The following is a 19,146-nucleotide window of genomic DNA, read 5'->3' on the forward strand; positions in this document are numbered from 1 at the left end:
GGAACCTCTACTGTGTCAGAGCGGGAGTGAATTTCTGCGCGAGATCCGTGCGCAGCTTCTTCTTGTCGGGTTTGCCGAAGGCTGTAAGGGGAATGGCGTCCGCAAAACTGAAGCGGTCAGGCAGCTTGTAGTCGGCAACGCCGAGCGACATCAGGTGCCTGCGAAGAGCAAGCGGCTTGATGCAGGAGTTGTCCGAGACAATGACAGCGCAGCTTTTCTCGCCGAGTGCCGGATCCTGGATGGCGACAAGGGCCGCTTCTCGGACATCAGGATGAAGCAGAAGCAGGCTTTCCACCTCTTCCGCGGCTATCTTCTCGCCGCCCCGGTTGATTTGGTCCTTTACCCGTCCAACGACCCGCAGATAACCTTCACCGGTGCGGCACACCAGGTCACCGGAATAGTAGAACCCGTCCTCATCGAAGACGTCGGCATTGTGTTCCGGGCTTCGAAAGTAGCCGCGGAAGGTGTAGGGACCACGCGTCGCAAGTCTGCCCGTTTCGCCGTCGGGAACAGGTTGCCCGTCTTCTCCGACAATCTTGATTTCGTCGTCAGGGCTGATCGGGCGTCCCTGGGTCGTGAAGACAAGCTCATCCGGATCATCCAGACGGGTGTAATTCACCAGTCCTTCCGCCATTCCGAAGACCTGTTGCAGCTTGCAGCCAAGTATCTGAGGGACCAGACGCGCATGGGACTCGGGAAAATGTGCGCCACCCACCTGCAGGAGTTTCAGGCTCTCCAGCGCATTGCGATGATCAGGCGCTGCCTGAAGCCAGAGATTGACGGCGGAAGGCACAAGACCGGCCATGGTCACCTTGTGTTTGCGAATAAGTTCGAAACAGGCAAGAGGTTCCGGATTGGGGGCGAGCACGACGCAGCCACCGGCATGGAACACTCCGAGTGCGCCTGGTGAACTGAGCGGAAAGTTGTGCCCGGCCGGCAACGCGCAAAGAAACCGCGTTTCGGGTGTCAGGTCGCAAATTTCCGCGCTGGCCCTGACGCTGTAGTCGTAGTCGTTGTGCGTGCGTGGGATCAGCTTCGGCGTACCCGTGCTGCCGCCGGACAGCTGGAAGAAGGCGACTTCGCCTGGGGGTGTCGGTCCGTAATCGGGGGTAACGCCGTCCGGAGCACTTTCGATCCAGTGTGACAGGCTGGAGGCGGCATCTGCTTCGTCCATAAGAAGAACAGTGAGAGCACCGTCCTGCATTTCCTGCAGGCTGCCGATGAAGTCTTCCGTTCGGAACAGCTCATGTTGGCGGCTGGCGATCAGAAGTTTCGGTTCGATCTGCCGGGCATAGGCCGTCATCTCGTGACGTCGATGGCTGTAAAGCGCGTTGACCGGTGCAATGCCGGCCTTCAGCAACGCAAAAAAGGCGATGTAGAACTCGGCGAGGTTTGGCAGCTGCACCAGTGCGGTGTCACCGGGACCCAACCCTTTTGCCGCCAATCTTGCAGCCAGATTGGAGGACAGCCGGTCGAGTGCGTCATAGGAAAGGGTTCGTTCGCCGCACACGATCGCCGGCGCGGAGGGACGTGTTTGCCTTTGTTGATCCAGAATTCGGGTCAATGGCTGATCGATCCAGTAGGCACAGGAGCGGTAATGCGCTGCCAGTTCCTCTGGCCAGCGCTGAAATTCGACGTTCATTGGAAAACCTGATTGTTTGATAAGGTCAGGGGCTCAGGCGGCGAGGCCGCAAGCCTTGAGCATGGTGCCCAGTTTGGTCTGCACTTCGGCCCATTCGCAGTCCGGTTGAGAGGCCTCAACGATGCCGGCGCCTGCGAAAAGCCGCACGACGTCACGCTCAACAATGCCGCAGCGGATGGTGATGGCCCATTCGCCGTTCCCCTGGGCATCGCACCAGCCTACAATTCCGGTGAAAAGCCCGCGCTCGAAGGGTTCGACAAACCGGATGAGACGGTGAGCCAGCTCTGTTGGATATCCGCAGACAGCAGGCGTCGGATGCAGGAGGCATGCTAGCTGCAACACGGTCATCGACGGGTCGTTCAGCTGTCCCTCGATCCTGGTGGACAAATGCCACAAAGCCGCTGTGCCAAGAAGCGACGGCTGATCCGGCACATCGATCTGTGAGCAATAGGGTTGCAGCAATCGGTGAATGTCCTCGACGACCAGCCTGTGCTCGTAGCGATCCTTTTCGGAGCGAAGCAATTCAGTGCCGGCGTCCCTGTCGGCGGCGAGTTCGGGCAGGCGTCTGGTCGACCCCGCTAGCGGGTTTGACGTGAACGAGCGGCCGTTCTTGCGAATGAGCAATTCCGGACTGACGCCGATCAGCTCGCTGCCATCCGGAAGTGGCACCTGGAACTGATAGCCGTCGGTGTTCTGGGCCCGCAGGCTTGTCATGAGCCGCTCGACATCGACAGGCTCTGCAAATTGCAGTTCCCGTATGACGGAAAGGACGGCCTTGCGGACATCACTGTGCTGGAAGTTGACGATGGCGTGTTGGACGGCCCGTTTGAAGCCGGCCTCATCCGGATAACTCCGCTGCGCGAGCAGCTCCGGCATGATGCGTTTGGTGACGGCGCCTCCGTTCGGCTCCTTGCAGGTGCGCCATTCATGGCGTTCAGGCACGTAGAGGCAGGACACCTCACCGAGATCGAACGGAATGGCACCAACGACAATCGGGTTTTCCTGGCCAGCATTGCGGGCGCGTTCCAGGGCTGCGCCAACCGTGGCTTGAAACAGGTCGCCCGAAGTTTTTCCGGACCGGGCCGGGACGGCAATCCGCTCACGAATTCCGTCTGCATGCAGTTCGTTTCCGCCTGAAGTGAACAGAAATTTTCGCTTGGGATCAGGCTGGATGGCCACGTCTTCGTGACGCATCACTCTCGCTCCGGTTGCCATGGAGCATCTCCTATATGAATGGTTGACCTGCTTCAATACTTGAGTATGATACTCATGTTTTGTCAACACCAAAAGTCGCAATGAAAAATCTTACACCCATGCAGGCCGCTTACTGGACCGGGCGCGAGGCCAAGGGCTTCCTCGGAAATGTATCAGCTCATCTTTATGTGGAATTCGATGGCAGCAACATCGATCCGCCCCGGCTGGAGGGCGCGCTTCGCAAACTCTATGAGACGCATGCCATGCTTTGCATGCAAATCACGGTGGATGGCCGGCAAGCCATTGGAAAAACAGAAGAAAGCCTGTCTTTCGAGGTTGAGGACCTGAGCCGTCTCAAGCCGCAAGCACTCGCCCATCGACTGGCGGAAAAGCGGGAAAGCTGGACCAGTCGATCGCTGGACCTTGCCAGCGGTGAGACGTCCGCATTCGGACTTAGCCTGCTGCCTGATGGTGCCAGCCGCTTGCATGTCGACACGGATATGGCGGCGATCGATCCGCCGAGTTTCTGCCTCCTCATGGAGGACCTTGCCCGGTACTACGAAATGCCCTCATTGCCGGTGGAGCCCGGGGAAAGCAGCTTTTTTGACTGGCTGGACGCCAAAGCCGATGATGCGGATTTGCACAGGCGTCAGCAGGAAGACAAGCGCTGGTGGCAAGAGCGTCTGGATGACATGCCGCCGGCTCCCGATCTGCCGGTCGTTGCCGCTGGCCAACGGGTCAAAAGCGGCAGGCTCGCCGCCTATCTGTCGCCTGCTGAACGCAGGTCACTGGAAGAGACCGCGCGCCGGCTGCGCGTGACGGTGTCGGCGTTGATGCTGGGGTTGTTCGCCGCCGTTGTGGGCGGGGCCACCGGCAGCGGCCGTTTTCGTCTCAACGTGCCAATGTTCTGGCGTGCTCCTTACACCGCCGGTGTCGAGCGGCTTGTTGGAGACTTTTCCAACACCCTCATTCTGGCGGTCGATCTACGGCCCGGGGAGACATACGAAGAGGTTTGCAAATCTCTGGCCGACAGAATGCTGGACCTGCTCGCCCATTCTGCCTATCCGGGTGTCAGCGTGATGCGTGATCTGTCGCGCCATCAACGGTCCCTGCAGTCTGCGCCCATCGTGTTTACCTCTGGCCTCGGTTTGCCGGGGAGAGGCCTCTTCTCCGAAAGTGTCCGCCAGGTTTTCGGATCGATGAACTGGGCGGTGTCACAAGGGCCGCAAGTTGCCCTGGATGCCCAGGTTGCGGAACTGGACGGCGGTATCCTGGTCAACTGGGATATCCGCTATGATGCACTGCCCGAAGCCTGGGTCGAGGCCGCGTTCAAGAGCTATGAGCGGCTCGCGAGGAAAGTTGCGGCCGACCCGCGATCACTTGGCGAACTGGCAGTTTGCAACGTCATGACGTGCGGTTCTGCAAGACGGCCCGCCACATACACCGAAGACATGCTTCTGGAACTGTTGAACCGGCTGGCGCCGGGCAGGGTGACTGGCAGTGACGCTGACATGCATCTCCCTATCCGGGATTTCGGACTGGGCGAGGGCGATCTTGCGGACTTCGTCGCCTTTCTCAATCGTTACATTCCGTCTGCAGCCATTGCACCGGAGGACATTGGTCCTGAGAGCACAACGGCCACCCTGGCATCCCTGATCAACGATCGCTCCGGCAAGGCGTCGGACAGCATCGCACGAGCTTTTCTGCAGGCGGTTGGCGCAAGTAGCCGGATTTCGCTTGCAGCTCAACCTGCCGAATAGCTCCGCTGGAGACATCATGACATCCGAACTGACGTCGCTGCAGCGCGCGTACCTCCTTGGCAGAAGCGAATATGTGCCTCTCGGCGGTGTCGCGATGCAGGAGTTTCGAGAGTATCGCGGTCGCTTCAACCTCGCTCTTCTGGAGCGCCGATTGCTCCATCTGGCAGAGCGATATGACAGCCTGCGGACGGTTGTCGATGGCCAACGCCAATCGAGGCACGTCCTGGCAACGCCGCAGGTCGATTTCCTCCGCATCGATCTGTCCGACCAGACGCCGGAAAGTGCTGAGCAAAAGATCGCCGAGTTGAAGCAGGGGTTTACCCATGAGCTGTTCGATCTGACTGCACCGCCCTGGCGGGTCGTCGCGTTCCAGCTGCCCGAAACGGCCGGCAAGACCGGAGATGACTGTGCAATCTTCTTCCGGTTCGATGCGCTGATCCTGGACGGTTTTTCCATAGCTGCGCTGATGGTTGAACTGTTCGAGGATCGACAGATCGAATCCGCAGCAAGTTTGCCTGTTCCTTCTGCCATACAGCCGATCAAGAGCCAGAACGAGGCTGATGCAAACTACTGGAGGGTCAAGCTCGGGTCTTACGAAGGCGCGCCGAAGCTTCCCTGGGCGAAATCCCTGGAGACCATTGGAACCTCTCGCTATGCGCGCGCCGGTTTGACGATCGATGCAGCGCGATTCCGCAAGCTCACGCGCATGGGGGCAAAGGCGGGCCTCTTTCGCAATACGGTGCTGTCAGCCGTGATCCTGGAAGTTCTGTCGCACTGGTTGAGCGAAGGGAGCCTTCATGTCGGTGTACCGGCGGCCCTGCGAACGGAAGGGGGCTACCTAAACGGGTCGACGTTCTTTGCCGCCGCTTGGGACGGGCAGGGAACAGACGATTTTATTGCCAGGGCAAGGGCCTTGCAGGACGACGTTCTGGAGGGGCTGGATCACCTGTCGTTTTCCGGCGTCGACATCAGCCGGTTCCTGATGGATCTCGGAGGCGGTGCAAGTGGTGTCGCCCTGCCGGTTGTCCTCACGAACGGGCTGTCCTGGCCAGTGCTCTCGTCCGATGCGCACGTTCGCCCGCATGACGGCCTGACACAGACACCGCAGGTCGCATTGGACATTCGCCTGGGTGCGTTGGCCGACGGAGGCCTGGTGATCGATATCGATCATGCCGTCGAGGCTATCGAGCGCACCGTCGTCGACGATATTCTGGCAGCCATCGACAGGGCCGTGACCGCCATCTGCGAAAGCGAAGAGCTTCAGGTCGAAGCGCGAAACGTGCTGGATTTCGACCACTATCGGTTCAACATGCCGGAGGAGACTTATGCCGCCTGCGGGTTCCTGAGGCGCATTGCCGACAACATGTTTTCAGCACCGCCGGAAAACGACGCGCTCGTCTGCGGTGCACGTCGGGTCTCCTATGCAGAGCTCGGCAGGGGCGTGCACAAGGTGCTGGCGTCTCTCGCGGCCCGAAACCTTCAAAAGGGACATGTTGCGGTTATTGCGCTGCCGCGTTCTCCTGAGCAGACAATGGTGACGCTGGCCTGTGCACTGCGTGGGGTAACCTGGGTTCCCGTGGATGCTTCTGCCCCAGAAGAGCGCAGAAAATTTCTCTGCGACAATTGCAAGCCAGACTTTGTCGTCGGAACACAGCCGGTTGAGGGCTACGACGTCGTTTCTGCGGAGACGCTGCTGCAGGGAGAACCCTCCGGCGACGTATTTGACTTCATGCCGCCGCTTCAGGAGCTCTCGTCCAGTCCGGAGGCCGCGTACTATCTTTATACCTCAGGCACGACCGGGAAACCGAAATGCGTCGTGCTGTCCAACCGATCGACCGACAACGTCATCGGCAGCACCAATGCGGAGTGGGAAATCACTTCGGGTGACGTCTTCATTTCAGTCAGTCCGTTGCATCACGACATGTCTGTCTACGAGGTCTTCGGGTGTCTGACCGCTGGCGGAACGCTGGTTCAACCCGCTGAGGGCGAGGAGAAGGATGCGGTTCGGTGGAACCAGTTGATTGACGCGCACGGCGTAACGATCTGGTCGTCGGTTCCGACCATCTTCGAGATGTTGCTTTCCTGCCGTCAAGAGCCGGAACTTGCCAAGCTGCGCCTGATCAACCAGGGCGGCGACTACCTCAAACCGGCGGTGATCGCAGAAGTAAGGCGCAGCAACCCGGCTATCCGACTGAGTTCAATCGGCGGCCCGACCGAAACCACGATCTGGAGTATCTGGCACAGGATCTGTCCGGAAGATACAGGCAACATACCTTATGGCCGACCGCTGCCGGCAAACCGGTATTTCGTGCTCAACGAGAAAGGCGAGCACTGCCCTGTCGGTGTTGTTGGCCGTATCCATTCTTCGGGTGTGAACACGGCGCTCGGATATCTGGAAGACGGCGAGTTGCGGCAGCATGACTTCGTCATGATCCGGGATGAGCACGGAGAGCCGGTTCGCGCATTCCGGTCTGGAGACCGGGGGAGATACAGGCGCGACGGACTGATCCTGTTCGACAGCCGCGTTCAGGGCTACGTCAAGGTGCGCGGCGTCCGCATTTCCATGCCTGACGTCGAGAATGAACTTGTGAAACACCCTGACGTCGCACGCGTTCTGCTGACGGATCTTGGAGACGAACGCCGTGGGGAAACCGAATTGGGCGCCCTTTATGAACCGGTTCCAGGAAGCGGACTTTCCGATGCGGACCTTCGGCATTTTGCAAGACAGCACCTGCAGGAATCCCACGTTCCCGCATACTTTTTAAAGGTGGATAGCATTCCGCTTTCTGCCAATGGAAAACCGGATCGAAGGGCTGCGAGGCAATTGCTTGCCGATTTGCCTTCCAGACAACCGGTGCCGCAAAGGAAAACATCCACGGCAAACCGTCGGCTTCTCGACATCTATCTGGAGGTCGTCGGCTGCGGAGCACCGTCAGCTGTAAATGGGGCTACAGACTTCCTGTCGATGGGGCTTTTACCGTCGCATCTCAAGTCGATCGCTCAGCGCATCTCCGACGAATTCGGCGTCGCTTTGCCGCCAAAGCAACTTCTCATGTGCCGAAACGCGAACCAGGTGGAGGAACTCGTTTCCCGAGAGTTGCCTTGATTGGCCTCAAGACGTTCCATTTTCCAACCTTGCGAATAATCCCTTCGTCAATTGACATCGAAAAAGGAGTTTCGTTCATGCCGGACATCGGTCCAACCGGTGAGATGCCGCTGACGCTGCCACAGCTCGACTTCTGGGAAGAATTCACTTTTCATCCCGACCAGCCCGTGTCGACGGTCGCGCATTACATCGAGCTTGAAGGCGACATTGACGAGCCCGCGCTCACCAGGGCGATCACACGCACCATCCGCGAGGCCGAGATTCTGTCGGCCCGGTTCCGGGTGAGCCCGGATGGTGGAGAGCCGGTTCAGGTCTGCGATCCGGAATTTTTGCCCGCGCTTGTACAGGTGGACTTGCGCGAGGAGGCCGAGCCACTGGAAGTCGCCAGAAAGCGGATGGAAACCGATCTGGCCGCAAAGCTGGATTTGCGGCACGATAAACTGTCGGCGCATGCGCTGTACCGCGTCGGGGAAAGAAACTACCTCTGGTACATCCGCGCTCACCATATCATCGTCGATGGCTATGGTCTGGCGCTGATCGAACAGCGCTGTGCCGAGCTTTACAATCATTATCGCGGCCAGGGCGATGCCGGTCTGCCATTCCATCCGCTGGCAAGTTTTCTGTCTGAAGAGGCTCGATATCAGGAGAGCCGGCAGTGGAACGAAGACAAGGCGTTCTGGTCGGACTATTTCGCAAGTGCCGCCGACATCGAAGTTTTGGAGCGGGGAGATGAAGACTATGGTGGCCCCGGCTATCACGCTCAGGTTTCCCTATTTCCGGAGTTCACGCGAAACCTGCAGGCAACCGCTGCGGCGGTTGAAATTGGCTGGCCGGATCTCCTGACACTGCTCGGCGGGCTCTATCTTCTGGGCGAACGGGCCGGTCGGCAGATGCCGCCCGAGAATGCGTTGACACTCTGGCTTCCATTCATGAGCAGGTGGGGCAGTGTGGGGGCGCATTTGCCGGCGCTGCTGGTCAACATTCTGCCGTTCCGGATGGAGGTGAACAGAACCGACAACCTGGCAGATTTTCTGAAAGGCTCGGCCGCTGAGCTGAAACGCCAAAGGCGATACAGCCGCTACCGTATCGAGCAGATTTCACAAGACCAAGGGCTGAAAGAAGGTAGCCGGTACTTCTTCTCTCCCCTGATCAACGTGCTGCCCTTCAATGCACCGGCTTTCACCGGTTGCAGGTCTCGCCGCCACATTCTTGGCAGTGGCCCCGCTGACGGCTTCAATCTCACTTTCCGAGGGGAGGATGACGCAAGCAACCTGACCCTGTGCCTGGACGCCGATCCCAGCCTGATGAGCAAACAGGCTTTCAGCGAACACGAAAAGAAACTGCTGTCATTCCTGTCAGATGCACTTCAGCCGGAATGGCTGACACGACCGGTCGGCGATGTCCTTGGAACAACCTGCTCGTCCGCTCTGTTTGACGCAGCTGTACAGCGATTTCCGATGTAGTGACGCGTCAACAGGGACTGACTGCCTTTGGGAGGGGAGGGCAGCGTCCGCTGAAAAACAAGTGGCAAGCCGGTCGGATACGAGTTGGACTACCGGCCAGGTGGGGGCGCGAAACTCTCTGTTATGGCCATCGTGGCAGGCCAGACAATCCTGGTCTTGTGGCTGTTGTCGCGCAGCACTTGCAGAACTTCCTGAGCGATTGTTCGCCCGAGCTGCTCCAGATCGATCTCGAATGCCGTTACCGGCGGGTTGAGGAAGCGAAGGAGCTTGCTTCTGCGGAGTGTTGCAACCGACAGGTCCTTGCCCGGTGACAGCCCGGCTTCCTGTAGGGCCGAGTAAACGCCAAATGCCATCAGTTCGTAGTTCAGCAGCAGCGCGGTCGCCCGGTTGGGCATTTCCAGGATCTGGCGGGTCACCTGATTGCCGCCGGACTCGCTGACTTCACACTCGAAGATCAGACCGGGATCGAATTCCAGCCCCGTTTCGGCAACTGCGTTTTCATAGGCTTCGCGCAACACACTGGCGATGTTGGATCGGGTCGGCGGCACGGTAATGGCAATGCGTTTATGCCCGAGGGCCACCAGCTTGCGGATTGTCTGATCGACATATCCTTCGAAATCGAGATCGATCCAGGGGTGCTGGTCTTCCAGGCGTGACCGTCCGAGTGTCAGGAACGGGAGCCGTGACTTGAGCAGGAACTCGATCCGCGGATCGTTCTTCATGGTCGCGGTTACAACAATGGCATCCGCCGTGCCGCGCGCGATAACGCGTTTCAGAAACTCTGTCGGATCGTTGGCGGAATGGCAAGGCAGGATGATGAGATCATAGCCCTGATCGTCGAGTTCGGCCTGCATGGCGTCAATCACGCGCATGAAGAAGTTGTCGCCGCTCCTGAGTTCCGACTGCCCGGTTTCAAGCATGAATGCGATTGTCTGTGTTGTTCCACGACGCAGCGAACGGCCCGAAGCGTTCGCACTGTAGCCGAGTTCAACTGCGGCATTTAGCACACGCTCTCGGGTCTTTGCGTTTACATCCGGCTTGTCGTTCAGCGCTCGCGAAACGGTTCCGATAGAGATCCCAAGATGTTGCGCGAGGTCTTTTATGTTCAAGGACCGGGGCTCCTGAAAAGATTTCCGAAAACGTTTACGAAACTTCTTGACACAAAGTTCCATCGTAATCTAGCGTCGTAAACGTTTACGGAGCCCGGAAAGACGAAAGGTCACAACCGCGCCCGATGGGAGGAAATCACATGCAGACCGCCGTCATGGTGGGGTGCGGAGCCATGTCCGAGGGCTGGCTACGTGCACTTCAGGACATCAACTCTTCCGGCAAGCGGGTCGAGATTGTCGGCTTTGTCGACCTTGACACGGACCTTGCGCAAAAACGTGCTCAGACCTCCGGCTTCGGCAATGCAGAGGCCGGAAACGATCTGACGGAACTGCTGTCCAGGCTGAAGCCAGACCTCCTGTTCGATATCGTCGTGCCATCCGCCCGCAACGAGGTGGTGACCCAGGGCTTTGCTGCCGGCTGCGATGTGCTTTCCGAAAAACCGATGGCGAACTCGCTGGATGAGGCAAAAGCGCTGCTCGACGTGCGACGGGATCAGGGCAGGTTGCATGCCGTGATTCAGAACCGCCGGTTTCTGCCCGGCATCCGGCGTGCAAAACAGTTTCTGGACCAGGGTGGCATTGGGCGGATCGCGGAGGTCCATTGCGACTTCTTCATCGCACCGCATTTCGGTGGGTTCCGGGAGGAGATGGATCATGTGCTGTTGCACGACATGGCAATCCACACTTTCGACGCGGCCCGTTTCGTCGCCGGGCTGGAACCACGCCGGGTCTTCTGTCACGAGAGCAATCCGTCCCATTCCTGGTACCGCCACGGAGCCAGTGCCGCCGCCATCTTCGACTGCCATGACAATGTGACCATGACCTATCGCGGCTCGTGGTGTGCGGAAGGTGCGCGCACGGACTGGGAAGCCTCCTGGCGGATCATCGGATCGCGCGGAACTCTTTTGTGGGACGGCAACGAAGGCTTCCGAGCCGAAATCGTGAAAGCGGCCGAAGGCTTTCTGTATCCGCTGGAAGAGGTCGAGGTGCCCGAATTGCCCGCATCGCTGGAGGCCACCGGCCATGCAGGCGTCATCGCCGATTTCCTGGATGCGCGTGAGACCGGCAGGGCCGCTCTTACGGATTCCGCCGACAACATCCGCTCACTCGCCATGACATTTGCAGCAATCCGGAGCGCCGAGGAAGAGCGCTTCGTCGAGATAGATATCTGACCCGAGGACATTCATTCATGAGCAATCCTGCAAAATCCATTCGCATCGGAACGATGATCGCCGCCACGGGCGGAGAAGCTGCGAAGCGGATCGATGAAATCGCCGATCTCGGGTTTGAAAGCTTCGAGCCGTTCTTCTGGCAGACGACCAACGGGCAGGACCTGGCCGAGCTCGGCAAACGCTGTGTCGAGGCGATCGGCGACCGGGACATCACCATCTCGACCCTGGGCATGTTCGGGAACCCGCTGGAAGATCAGCCGCTGGACCGGGACACCCTGCAGGGATGGAAGGACTGTATCGATAACGCCCATCACTTCGGCGCCACTTGCGTCGCCGGCTTTACAGGAAGGATCCGTGGCAAGCCCCTGGAAGACAGCCTGCCCAAATACAAAGAAGTCTGGTCCGAGCTTGCAAAACGTGCCGCCGACAAGGGTGTCAGGATCGCTTTTGAAAATTGCGCCATGGACGGGAACTGGCAGACCGGCGATTGGAACATCGCCCATAATCCGGATGCCTGGGAACTGATGTTCAACGAAACGACGGACGACAATCTCGGCCTGGAATGGGAACCTTGCCACCAGCTTGTCTATCTGATCGATCCGTTGCCGCAGATCCGCAAGTGGGCCGACAAGATCTTTCACGTGCACGGCAAGGACGCCACAGTCCGCCATGATGTCATCCGGGAACACGGCATCTTCGGAAAACATCCGTTCGTCTTCATGCGTACGCCGGGTTTTGGCGATAGCAACTGGACAGACATCATCAGCGAGCTGCGTCTTGCAGGGTATTCAGGCTCCATCGACATCGAGGGCTGGCACGACCCGGTCTATCGCGACGAGCTCGAAATGACCGGCCAGGTGCATGCGCTCAACCATCTGAAAACCAGCCGGGGCGGTGCCTTCATACCGGGAACCGGCAAATACGAAGGCGGCGATCCCTCACTGACCTAGGGCAACGCCGTCCGTCATTCATGTCGCATACAGGGAGGAGACCCAACATGGACTTGAAATCAATAGCATTGGCAACATCCGGACTGATCGCGCTGGCTTCAACCGCCGTTGCCGATCCGGTCGAGCTGGATCTGTGGACCATCGACGACCCGGGCGAATATCACTACGTCATGGCCGACGAGTTCATGGCCAAGCATCCCGACATCAAGATCAACGTGCGGACCGTCCAGTTCGAGGACATGGTCAATGACCTCGCTCGCGGCGTGGCGACCGGCGATGCTCCCGACATCACCTATATCGACAATCCGGAAGTGGCGCTGTTTGCTTCTCGCGGACTGTTGCTCGACCTGAAACCCTATATCGAGCAGTCCGATATCGTGAATGCCGACGACATCTTCCCGGGACCGCTGTCATCAGTCAGCTACGAGGGTGGCATCTATGGCATTCCGCGTGGGGCGAACACGATCGCTCTCTACTACAATGCCGACATGTACCGTGCGGCCGGGCTCGACCCCGACAACCCGCCACGCACCTGGGACGAGCTTTACGAAGCCGCCAAGGCGCTGACCAAGCCGGAAGAGAATATCTACGGCCTCGCTTTTTCTGCGGTTGCGACCGAAGAGGGCACTTTCCAGTTTCTGCCCTGGCTGCAGATGACCGGCGGGGATTACGACAACGTCGACACGGACGGGGCGGTCCGAGCGCTTTCACTCTGGAAGAAAATCCTCGACGAAGGACTGGCCTCGCCGGACACGCTCATTCGCGGTCAGTGGGACAGCACCGGTACTTTCAATGCCGGGACCGCCGCAATGTCGATCTCGGGACCCTGGGAGCTGCCCCGAATGAGCTCGGAAGCCAAGTTCGATTTCAGGGCTGCGCTCCTGCCCGCACCGGACGAGGGAGCGGACCGTGCCTCGGCGCTGGGGGAGGGCGACAACGTCATTCTGGCCAGCACCGACAATCCGGATGAAGCCTTCCTGTTCCTGGAGTTTCTCTATGACAACATGGACCGCGTCTGGAATGAATTCGGCTACCTGCCGGCTTCCAAGGTCGAGGTGAAGGATCCCAAGTATCCTGAAATCTATGCGGTCTTCGAAGAATCGATGAAATATGCCCGCAACCGCGGACCTCATCCGCAGTGGCCGCGCATCAGCAAGGCGATCCAGACCGCAATCCAGTCGACACTGACCGGTCAGGCAACGCCTGAAGATGCTCTCGCTGCCGCGCAGACCAGCATCGACAAGGTCCTGAAGTAGGGTCTGTTCAGGCGGGGTTTTGCGATGTTCGCCCTGCCTTGGGGTGTGTGCTCGCGAGCCGTCCGACCGGACGGGAGCGCACACCCTTTTTCATCCGCCATGGAGGAGGAGACGGATGCTCAACTTTACCAGACCGTTCCGGGACGGGGCCGGTTTCGACACGATCCTCGTGACGCTGGCACTCGGGTACCTGGTTCTGTTTTCGGGTTTTCCGCTCGTTTACAACCTCGTCATGTCGTTTCAGGAAGTGGACTTGTTTTCACTCGGATCCTTCGACAGGCCCTATGTCGGTCTCGACAATTACGTTGATGTACTGTCACGTCCCGAGGCCTGGGGCATCTTCCTCAACACCGTGAAATTCGTCGGCATCTCGGTCGCTGCGCAATTGTCCATCGGTTTTGCCCTGGCAATGTTCTTTCAGCAGAATTTTCCGGGAAGCACCTGGCTGCGCGGGTTGTTCCTGGCAGGCTGGATCATGCCGGCCCTTGTTGTCGGCGCTGTCTGGAGCTGGATCCTTGCAGGGGATTTTGGCGTTCTCAACCATGTCCTGTTGTCTCTCGGCCTGACCGGTGAGCGTATCTTCTGGCTGTCCGACCCGAACGTGGCCCTTTATTCGGTCATCCTCGCCAACATCTGGCTGGGTGTTCCGTTCAACATGATCCTGTTGTCCGTCGGACTGGCGGGAATTCCGGAGGATATCTACGAAGCCGCCGAAATGGACGGTGCGAATGCCATCCAACGGTTTTTCACCATCACCTTGCCAATGATGCGCGCCCAGCTCGGAGCGGTGATCTCACTGGGTGTCATTTTCACCCTTCAGCAGTTCGACCTGTTTGCAGCCCTCACGCAGGGCGGTCCGTCGAATGCTTCCAATGTCTTCCAGTACTGGAGCTGGCAATTGTCGTTTCAGTACTACGAGATTGGCGTCGGTTCGGTGATTTCGGTTCTGATGATCCTGTTCGTGATTTTCGTTGCCGCGGTCTACGTGCGGTCCACGCGCCACGAACAGCTAGCTTGAGGCGTCGAGCGATGATGAAAAAATATGGCCTGACCGCAATCGCGCTCTGTCTGGTGAGCTTCTATCTCTTCCCGCTTTACTGGATGTACATCACGGCCCTGAAAAGCGGCACGGAAATCTTTGCCAATCCACCGACGTTCTGGCCGGAAAATCCGCAATGGATGGTTGGCGAAGTCTGGACGCGCCTGAAGATGGACGTCTACCTCTGGAACTCGCTTCTGATTGCCTCGGGGGTGACGATTATCGTCGCCATCTGCGGCACGGGCTGTGCCTATGTTCTCTCTCGCATCCGCAACCGCTGGATGGACGTGGTGCTCTTCATCGTTCTGATGATGCAGGTCTTGCCATCTTCCCTGATGATCACGCCGATTTTCGTTGCCTTCAACCAGGTTGGCCTCAACGAGGTGCCAAGAACATCGGTGATACTGGCGCAGGCGGCGAAGGTTCTGCCGCTCTATATCGTGCTGTGCAGGGCAACCTTTCTGCAGGTTCCAAGGGAGCTGGAAGAAGCCGCGCTGGTCGATGGCAACTCGCGGATCGGTGCGTTCCTGTCCATCATCGTCCCACTTGCAAGAAACGGCATTCTGGTGACGTCGGTGCTCATCTTCCTGCAGTCCTTCGGGGAATATGTCTATTCGCGCTCCCTGATCACACAGCGGGCGCTGCAGCCGGCGACTGTCGGTCTGCAATCCTTCATGGGCCCCAACACGTCCGACTGGTCCGGTGTGATGACCTACTCCGCGATCTACGTGACGCCGGTTCTCATCATATTTGTGTTGCTGCAACGCCAGATCGTCAGCGGCCTGACCTCCGGAGCCCTCAAATGAGCTATCAGATCGAGCTGGAAAACATCCAGAAATACTACGGCGCCTATCACGCGCTCCGCGACGTTTGCCTGCAGATCCCCAAGGGACAATTCGTTGCCCTGGTCGGGCCTTCAGGATGCGGCAAGTCCACCTTGTTGCGCACCATCGCCGGACTGGAAAAAATCACCAGCGGCACGATGCGGATCGCGGGGGATGCGGTCAATGATAAGGCTCCACGCGAGCGGGACTTGGCGATGGTGTTCCAGTCCTATGCCCTTTATCCGCACATGACCGTTCGGCAGAATCTGACCTATTCCATGCGGCTCCGGAGACGCCCCAAGTCCGAAATCGACAAGGCGGTGGAGGAAATTGCCCGCGTAACCGGGTTGGGCGAACTTCTCGACAGATATCCGCGGCAACTCTCCGGTGGGCAGCGCCAGCGCGTCGCCATGGGCCGGGCCATCATCCGCAACCCGAAGGCGTTCCTGTTCGACGAACCGCTTTCCAATCTGGATGCGGCGCTCCGGGTGCACATGCGCTCCGAAATCCGGCAACTTCACAATCGCCTCGGTGCGACGTCCGTCTATGTGACCCACGACCAGATCGAGGCGATGACAATGGCCGATCAGGTGGTGGTCATGCGAAGCGGGGTAATTGAACAGAAAGGCGCGCCGCTCGACCTTTACGACAGGCCAGTGAACAAGTTCGTTGCGGGATTTATCGGCTCCCCGGCGATGAATTTTGTCGATGGCGTCGTAGCGGAGGGGGGCAAGAGTGTTGGTCTTGCTCTTCCCGGGACACCGGAGATCGCATTTGAAGGACTGCAACTGCCTGGTCAGAAGGTAACGGTCGGACTGCGGCCGGAACACCTGATGGTCGGGCAGGGGGATACCGGAAATGAAATGACGCTTCCGGTATCGCTCGTCGAGAGAACGGGGGCAGTCTCCTACGTGCTCACCGACACGGATCCCGGGCTCCTGATTACTGCTCCGGTTCGTGTTGAAGATGGCGTTCGGTCGGTCTCCGTTTCGATCAAACCGGAACACATCCACCTGTTTGACAGGGAAACCGGCAACGCCCTCTTGCATACGTGATAGCCCAGCCGTCCAATTGAGTGTCTGCGGATCGGAAACTCCTGGCAAAGGGGCTCCTGTCCGCTGGCGACCGTCGTGAAAATCGATGTTGCGGCGGCTGGGAAAATGATCATTTAAACAGATCATTCTGATAGAAATTATATCACTTAAATAAATCGTTCGATCGGTGCTACTTCAGGGCCACCCATTGACCTGAAGTGTTGCAGCGTTAATGACCCGGCTAAATTGCTCTTCCATTCCTTTTGCGTTCCCAATGAGGGATGGCGCCGCCGCAGGGCTCCGGCCTTGCGGGCATTTCCGTCGCGCTGTTTGCCCCGCGGATTGAGCCTTTGAGCAAAATCCCTTTGTAACAACGTTAGGCGAACCACCGCGACTGCGAAACCTCTCAAAGGGTTGCCAGTCTCACCATCGCCTGTTGGCAGTGCCGCACGGTCGCTCCTTGAGGTTTTGGCAGCGGCAACAAGAAGAGACCTTTTCACTCGTAAGGCAAAAATAAACATGCATGCGCATGCAAATATGTTGACGATGGCGAGGTTCTAACTATATTGCATGCACATACAAATAAAATGAGAGCCAACTTGATGAGTGCCGTTACAGTTTACACCGACTACGTCTGTCCCTTTTGCCTGCTCGCAGAACAGGTCGTGACGACGGCGATCGGTGACAGGAAGATCCCGATATCCTGGCGAGCCCATGAATTGCGGCCCGACCCGGTGCCAACGCTGAAACCCGAGGATCCTTACCTTCCGGCGATCTGGAACCGGTCGGTTTATCCGCTTGCGGAAAGCCTTCAGGTGCCAATCAAGCTGCCGTCGATTTCGCCTCAGCCACGCACCAACAAGGCTTTCGAGCTTCTGGCCCTGGCACAGGATCAGGGGTTGGATCATCCGTATTCGATGCGGATCTTGCGCGCCTTCTTCCAGGAGGATCGCGACATCGGCGATCCCGAGGTTCTTGTCGCATTGGCTGCGGAAGCGGGGATCGACCCGGATGAAGCCCGGCAGGCTCTCGAAAGCGGGGCCTATCGCGAACGTCACCGTGAAGCACTGCGCCACGCCCACCAAGACATGGCGATCACGTCGGTTCCCACGATCGTCGTCGGTGATCAGATTTTCCGGGGAGTGCCCCCGCTGGACGAGTTGCTTCAGGCGATCGACCGGTTGGAAAGCGCCCCCGGCAATAGCGGCCGCTCCCATTAATCGACGCGGCCAAGTCTAAAGGCATCCGCCTTCACACACTCTCAATCTACGAAAGGAACATCCAATGAGTTGGGTTTATCTCGGAATCGCCGTGATCTTTGAGATCGCGGTCGCAATAAGTGCCGGAAATGCAAAAGGGTTCACACGGTTCGGGTGGACCGTCGCAACCCTCGTGAGCGGCGCTATCGCCACCTTCTTCCTGAGCCTTGCGCTCCTCACCTTCGATGTCGGTGTCGGGTACGCAATCTGGACCTCCGTCTCAGGTGTCGGGATCGTCGTCCTGGGGGCGCTGTTCTTTGGTCAGCAGCTCAACTGGAAGAAAGGCCTCGGCATTGCCTTCGTCATCGGCGGCGTTGTCGGCCTGCGCCTGAGTGGTGCTGCCTGAGCAACTGAAACACGAAGTATCTCCTCCAATTCTCTTCTGATCAAAAGGAACAGCAAATCATGGATACGCTCCAGAAAACCCAGGGCAATGGCGGTGCATGGGGCATGCTGATGCTCGCCAGCGCGTTCGAAATCGGCTATGCGCTCAGCGTCGGAGGCAGCCAGGCCTTCACCATTCCGAGCTGGTCGATTGCCGCCGTCGTTTTCTTCCTGCTCACGCTTTACTTCCTCAGTGCCGCGCTGAGAACCATCGACGTGGGGATCGGCTATGCCGTGTGGGCAGGGATCGGCTCGGTCGGGGCTGCCGTCTTCGGCAGCTTCTTGCTCGACCAGCCGTTGACGCTGATCCAGGCAGTCTGGCTGGGTGTCATTATCGCAGGTGTCGTCTGGCTGAAGCTGGCCGACAGCCCGAAGCTTGCGGCGACAGCCTGATGGGGACGGATCGTTCAGAACGCCTCGACCAGCTCATGGAGGAGGCCGTCGCCTTCTCCGTGGATCATGTCCACAAAGGCGGCATTCCCTTCACCGCTCTTGTCGTTGACGGAAATGGCACAGTAATCGGGCGCGGTGTCAACCGCGTTCGGGATCATCATGATCCGACCGCGCATGCGGAAGTCGATGCGATCCGCGACGCATGCCGCACGCTTAAAACTCCACATCTGCACGGGACCATTCTGCTTGCGTCAGGCGAACCTTGCGCGATGTGTTACATGAGCGCGCTTTATGCAGGCATCTCGCAGGTATTCTTTGCCGCCGATCGTGATGAAGTGGCAAGGCACGGCTTTGATTATCGAGGTTCCTATGGGCTGTTTGCCAGTGATCCGTTGGCCTGGCAGTCGCCTCGCGTGGCCAAGCTGGCCGTTCCCAAAGCCATGCGGCCTTTCCAGAACTTTGCCGCGATGAGCCGCATTTCCGACTAATGGCAGTTACTTGTTTCTGCGCTTGCATGAGCATACAAATGCTCAACGTAAGCGCAGAACACTCGAAGGTCCA

General features: G+C 58.6%; 16 protein-coding genes. 13 read left to right on the forward strand and 3 right to left on the reverse strand.

The features are described from left to right. Positions 1–7: 7 nt before the first annotated feature. Positions 8–1,642: a (2,3-dihydroxybenzoyl)adenylate synthase gene (locus tag FIU93_RS28565; protein WP_152507764.1), complete on the reverse strand. Its 1,635-nt coding sequence runs from the start codon at positions 1,640–1,642 to the stop codon at positions 8–10. Between the two features lie 33 nt (positions 1,643–1,675). After that, positions 1,676–2,836: an isochorismate synthase gene (locus tag FIU93_RS28570; RefSeq protein ID WP_286202473.1), complete on the reverse strand. Its 1,161-nt coding sequence runs from the start codon at positions 2,834–2,836 to the stop codon at positions 1,676–1,678. Between the two features lie 101 nt (positions 2,837–2,937). Between FIU93_RS28570 and FIU93_RS28575 the strand changes: the two genes are divergently transcribed. The 3 genes from FIU93_RS28575 (at position 2,938) to FIU93_RS28585 (ending at position 9,165) form a co-directional block, all read left to right on the forward strand. Continuing rightward, complete coding sequence (locus tag FIU93_RS28575) at positions 2,938–4,596, forward strand: condensation domain-containing protein (protein ID WP_152507766.1); 1,659 nt, start codon at positions 2,938–2,940, stop codon at positions 4,594–4,596. Positions 4,597–4,612: 16 nt separating this feature from the next. Then, positions 4,613–7,702, forward strand: a complete 3,090-nt coding sequence (locus FIU93_RS28580) for an AMP-binding protein (protein WP_152507767.1) — start codon at positions 4,613–4,615, stop codon at positions 7,700–7,702. 77 nt (positions 7,703–7,779) lie between these two features. After that, positions 7,780–9,165: a condensation domain-containing protein gene (locus tag FIU93_RS28585; protein WP_286202462.1), complete on the forward strand. Its 1,386-nt coding sequence runs from the start codon at positions 7,780–7,782 to the stop codon at positions 9,163–9,165. A gap of 89 nt (positions 9,166–9,254) precedes the next feature. On the opposite strand, the gene FIU93_RS28590 is transcribed toward FIU93_RS28585, so the two are convergent. Continuing rightward, positions 9,255–10,274, reverse strand: a complete 1,020-nt coding sequence (locus tag FIU93_RS28590) for a LacI family DNA-binding transcriptional regulator (RefSeq protein ID WP_055661081.1) — start codon at positions 10,272–10,274, stop codon at positions 9,255–9,257. A 140-nt stretch (positions 10,275–10,414) separates the two neighbouring features. Between FIU93_RS28590 and FIU93_RS28595 the strand changes: the two genes are divergently transcribed. From FIU93_RS28595 to FIU93_RS28640, 10 genes are all read left to right on the forward strand, one after another. Next, a complete protein-coding gene (locus FIU93_RS28595; protein WP_152507769.1) occupies positions 10,415–11,446 on the forward strand; it encodes a Gfo/Idh/MocA family oxidoreductase in 1,032 nt (343 codons plus the stop codon). 17 nt (positions 11,447–11,463) lie between these two features. Beyond that, the gene (locus FIU93_RS28600; protein ID WP_152507770.1) at positions 11,464–12,396 is read left to right on the forward strand and encodes a sugar phosphate isomerase/epimerase; all 933 of its coding nucleotides are present in this window, start codon (positions 11,464–11,466) and stop codon (positions 12,394–12,396) included. Between the two features lie 47 nt (positions 12,397–12,443). Next, positions 12,444–13,652 carry a sugar ABC transporter substrate-binding protein gene (locus FIU93_RS28605; RefSeq protein ID WP_075281840.1) on the forward strand — a complete coding sequence of 403 codons (1,209 nt, stop codon included), beginning with the start codon at positions 12,444–12,446 and terminating at the stop codon, positions 13,650–13,652. 115 nt (positions 13,653–13,767) lie between these two features. Further along, positions 13,768–14,670, forward strand: a complete 903-nt coding sequence (locus FIU93_RS28610) for a sugar ABC transporter permease (RefSeq protein WP_023001537.1) — start codon at positions 13,768–13,770, stop codon at positions 14,668–14,670. A gap of 11 nt (positions 14,671–14,681) precedes the next feature. After that, positions 14,682–15,497 (forward strand): carbohydrate ABC transporter permease, encoded by an 816-nt coding sequence (locus FIU93_RS28615; RefSeq protein ID WP_023001536.1) that lies wholly within the window; start codon positions 14,682–14,684, stop codon positions 15,495–15,497. Beyond that, on the forward strand, positions 15,494–16,570 hold the full coding sequence (ugpC, locus tag FIU93_RS28620; RefSeq protein ID WP_152507771.1) for a sn-glycerol-3-phosphate ABC transporter ATP-binding protein UgpC: 1,077 nt from the start codon (positions 15,494–15,496) through the stop codon (positions 16,568–16,570). Before FIU93_RS28615 ends, ugpC begins: the two co-directional genes overlap by 4 nt. A gap of 581 nt (positions 16,571–17,151) precedes the next feature. After that, entirely contained in the window at positions 17,152–17,769 is a 618-nt protein-coding gene (locus tag FIU93_RS28625) for a DsbA family oxidoreductase (protein ID WP_152507772.1), read from the forward strand. Between the two features lie 64 nt (positions 17,770–17,833). Next, positions 17,834–18,154 (forward strand): multidrug efflux SMR transporter, encoded by a 321-nt coding sequence (locus FIU93_RS28630; protein WP_152507773.1) that lies wholly within the window; start codon positions 17,834–17,836, stop codon positions 18,152–18,154. Between the two features lie 59 nt (positions 18,155–18,213). Beyond that, positions 18,214–18,585: a multidrug efflux SMR transporter gene (locus FIU93_RS28635; protein ID WP_055660707.1), complete on the forward strand. Its 372-nt coding sequence runs from the start codon at positions 18,214–18,216 to the stop codon at positions 18,583–18,585. Then, positions 18,585–19,073 (forward strand): nucleoside deaminase, encoded by a 489-nt coding sequence (locus tag FIU93_RS28640; RefSeq protein WP_209009615.1) that lies wholly within the window; start codon positions 18,585–18,587, stop codon positions 19,071–19,073. Before FIU93_RS28635 ends, FIU93_RS28640 begins: the two co-directional genes overlap by 1 nt. Positions 19,074–19,146: the final 73 nt, after the last annotated feature.

Source organism: Labrenzia sp. THAF35 (assembly GCF_009363595.1).
Lineage (GTDB): Bacteria > Pseudomonadota > Alphaproteobacteria > Rhizobiales > Stappiaceae > Roseibium > Roseibium algicola.

Coding starts and splice junctions, on each gene's coding strand:
- FIU93_RS28565 (WP_152507764.1), bottom strand. CDS start 1,642: ATGAACGTCGAATTTCAGCGCTGGCCAGAGGAACTGGCAGCGCATTAC.
- FIU93_RS28570 (WP_286202473.1), bottom strand. CDS start 2,836: ATGCGTCACGAAGACGTGGCCATCCAGCCTGATCCCAAGCGAAAATTT.
- FIU93_RS28575 (WP_152507766.1), top strand. CDS start 2,938: ATGAAAAATCTTACACCCATGCAGGCCGCTTACTGGACCGGGCGCGAG.
- FIU93_RS28580 (WP_152507767.1), top strand. CDS start 4,613: ATGACATCCGAACTGACGTCGCTGCAGCGCGCGTACCTCCTTGGCAGA.
- FIU93_RS28585 (WP_286202462.1), top strand. CDS start 7,780: ATGCCGGACATCGGTCCAACCGGTGAGATGCCGCTGACGCTGCCACAG.
- FIU93_RS28595 (WP_152507769.1), top strand. CDS start 10,415: ATGCAGACCGCCGTCATGGTGGGGTGCGGAGCCATGTCCGAGGGCTGG.
- FIU93_RS28600 (WP_152507770.1), top strand. CDS start 11,464: ATGAGCAATCCTGCAAAATCCATTCGCATCGGAACGATGATCGCCGCC.
- FIU93_RS28605 (WP_075281840.1), top strand. CDS start 12,444: ATGGACTTGAAATCAATAGCATTGGCAACATCCGGACTGATCGCGCTG.
- FIU93_RS28610 (WP_023001537.1), top strand. CDS start 13,768: ATGCTCAACTTTACCAGACCGTTCCGGGACGGGGCCGGTTTCGACACG.
- FIU93_RS28615 (WP_023001536.1), top strand. CDS start 14,682: ATGATGAAAAAATATGGCCTGACCGCAATCGCGCTCTGTCTGGTGAGC.
- ugpC (WP_152507771.1), top strand. CDS start 15,494: ATGAGCTATCAGATCGAGCTGGAAAACATCCAGAAATACTACGGCGCC.
- FIU93_RS28625 (WP_152507772.1), top strand. CDS start 17,152: ATGAGTGCCGTTACAGTTTACACCGACTACGTCTGTCCCTTTTGCCTG.
- FIU93_RS28630 (WP_152507773.1), top strand. CDS start 17,834: ATGAGTTGGGTTTATCTCGGAATCGCCGTGATCTTTGAGATCGCGGTC.
- FIU93_RS28635 (WP_055660707.1), top strand. CDS start 18,214: ATGGATACGCTCCAGAAAACCCAGGGCAATGGCGGTGCATGGGGCATG.
- FIU93_RS28640 (WP_209009615.1), top strand. CDS start 18,585: ATGGGGACGGATCGTTCAGAACGCCTCGACCAGCTCATGGAGGAGGCC.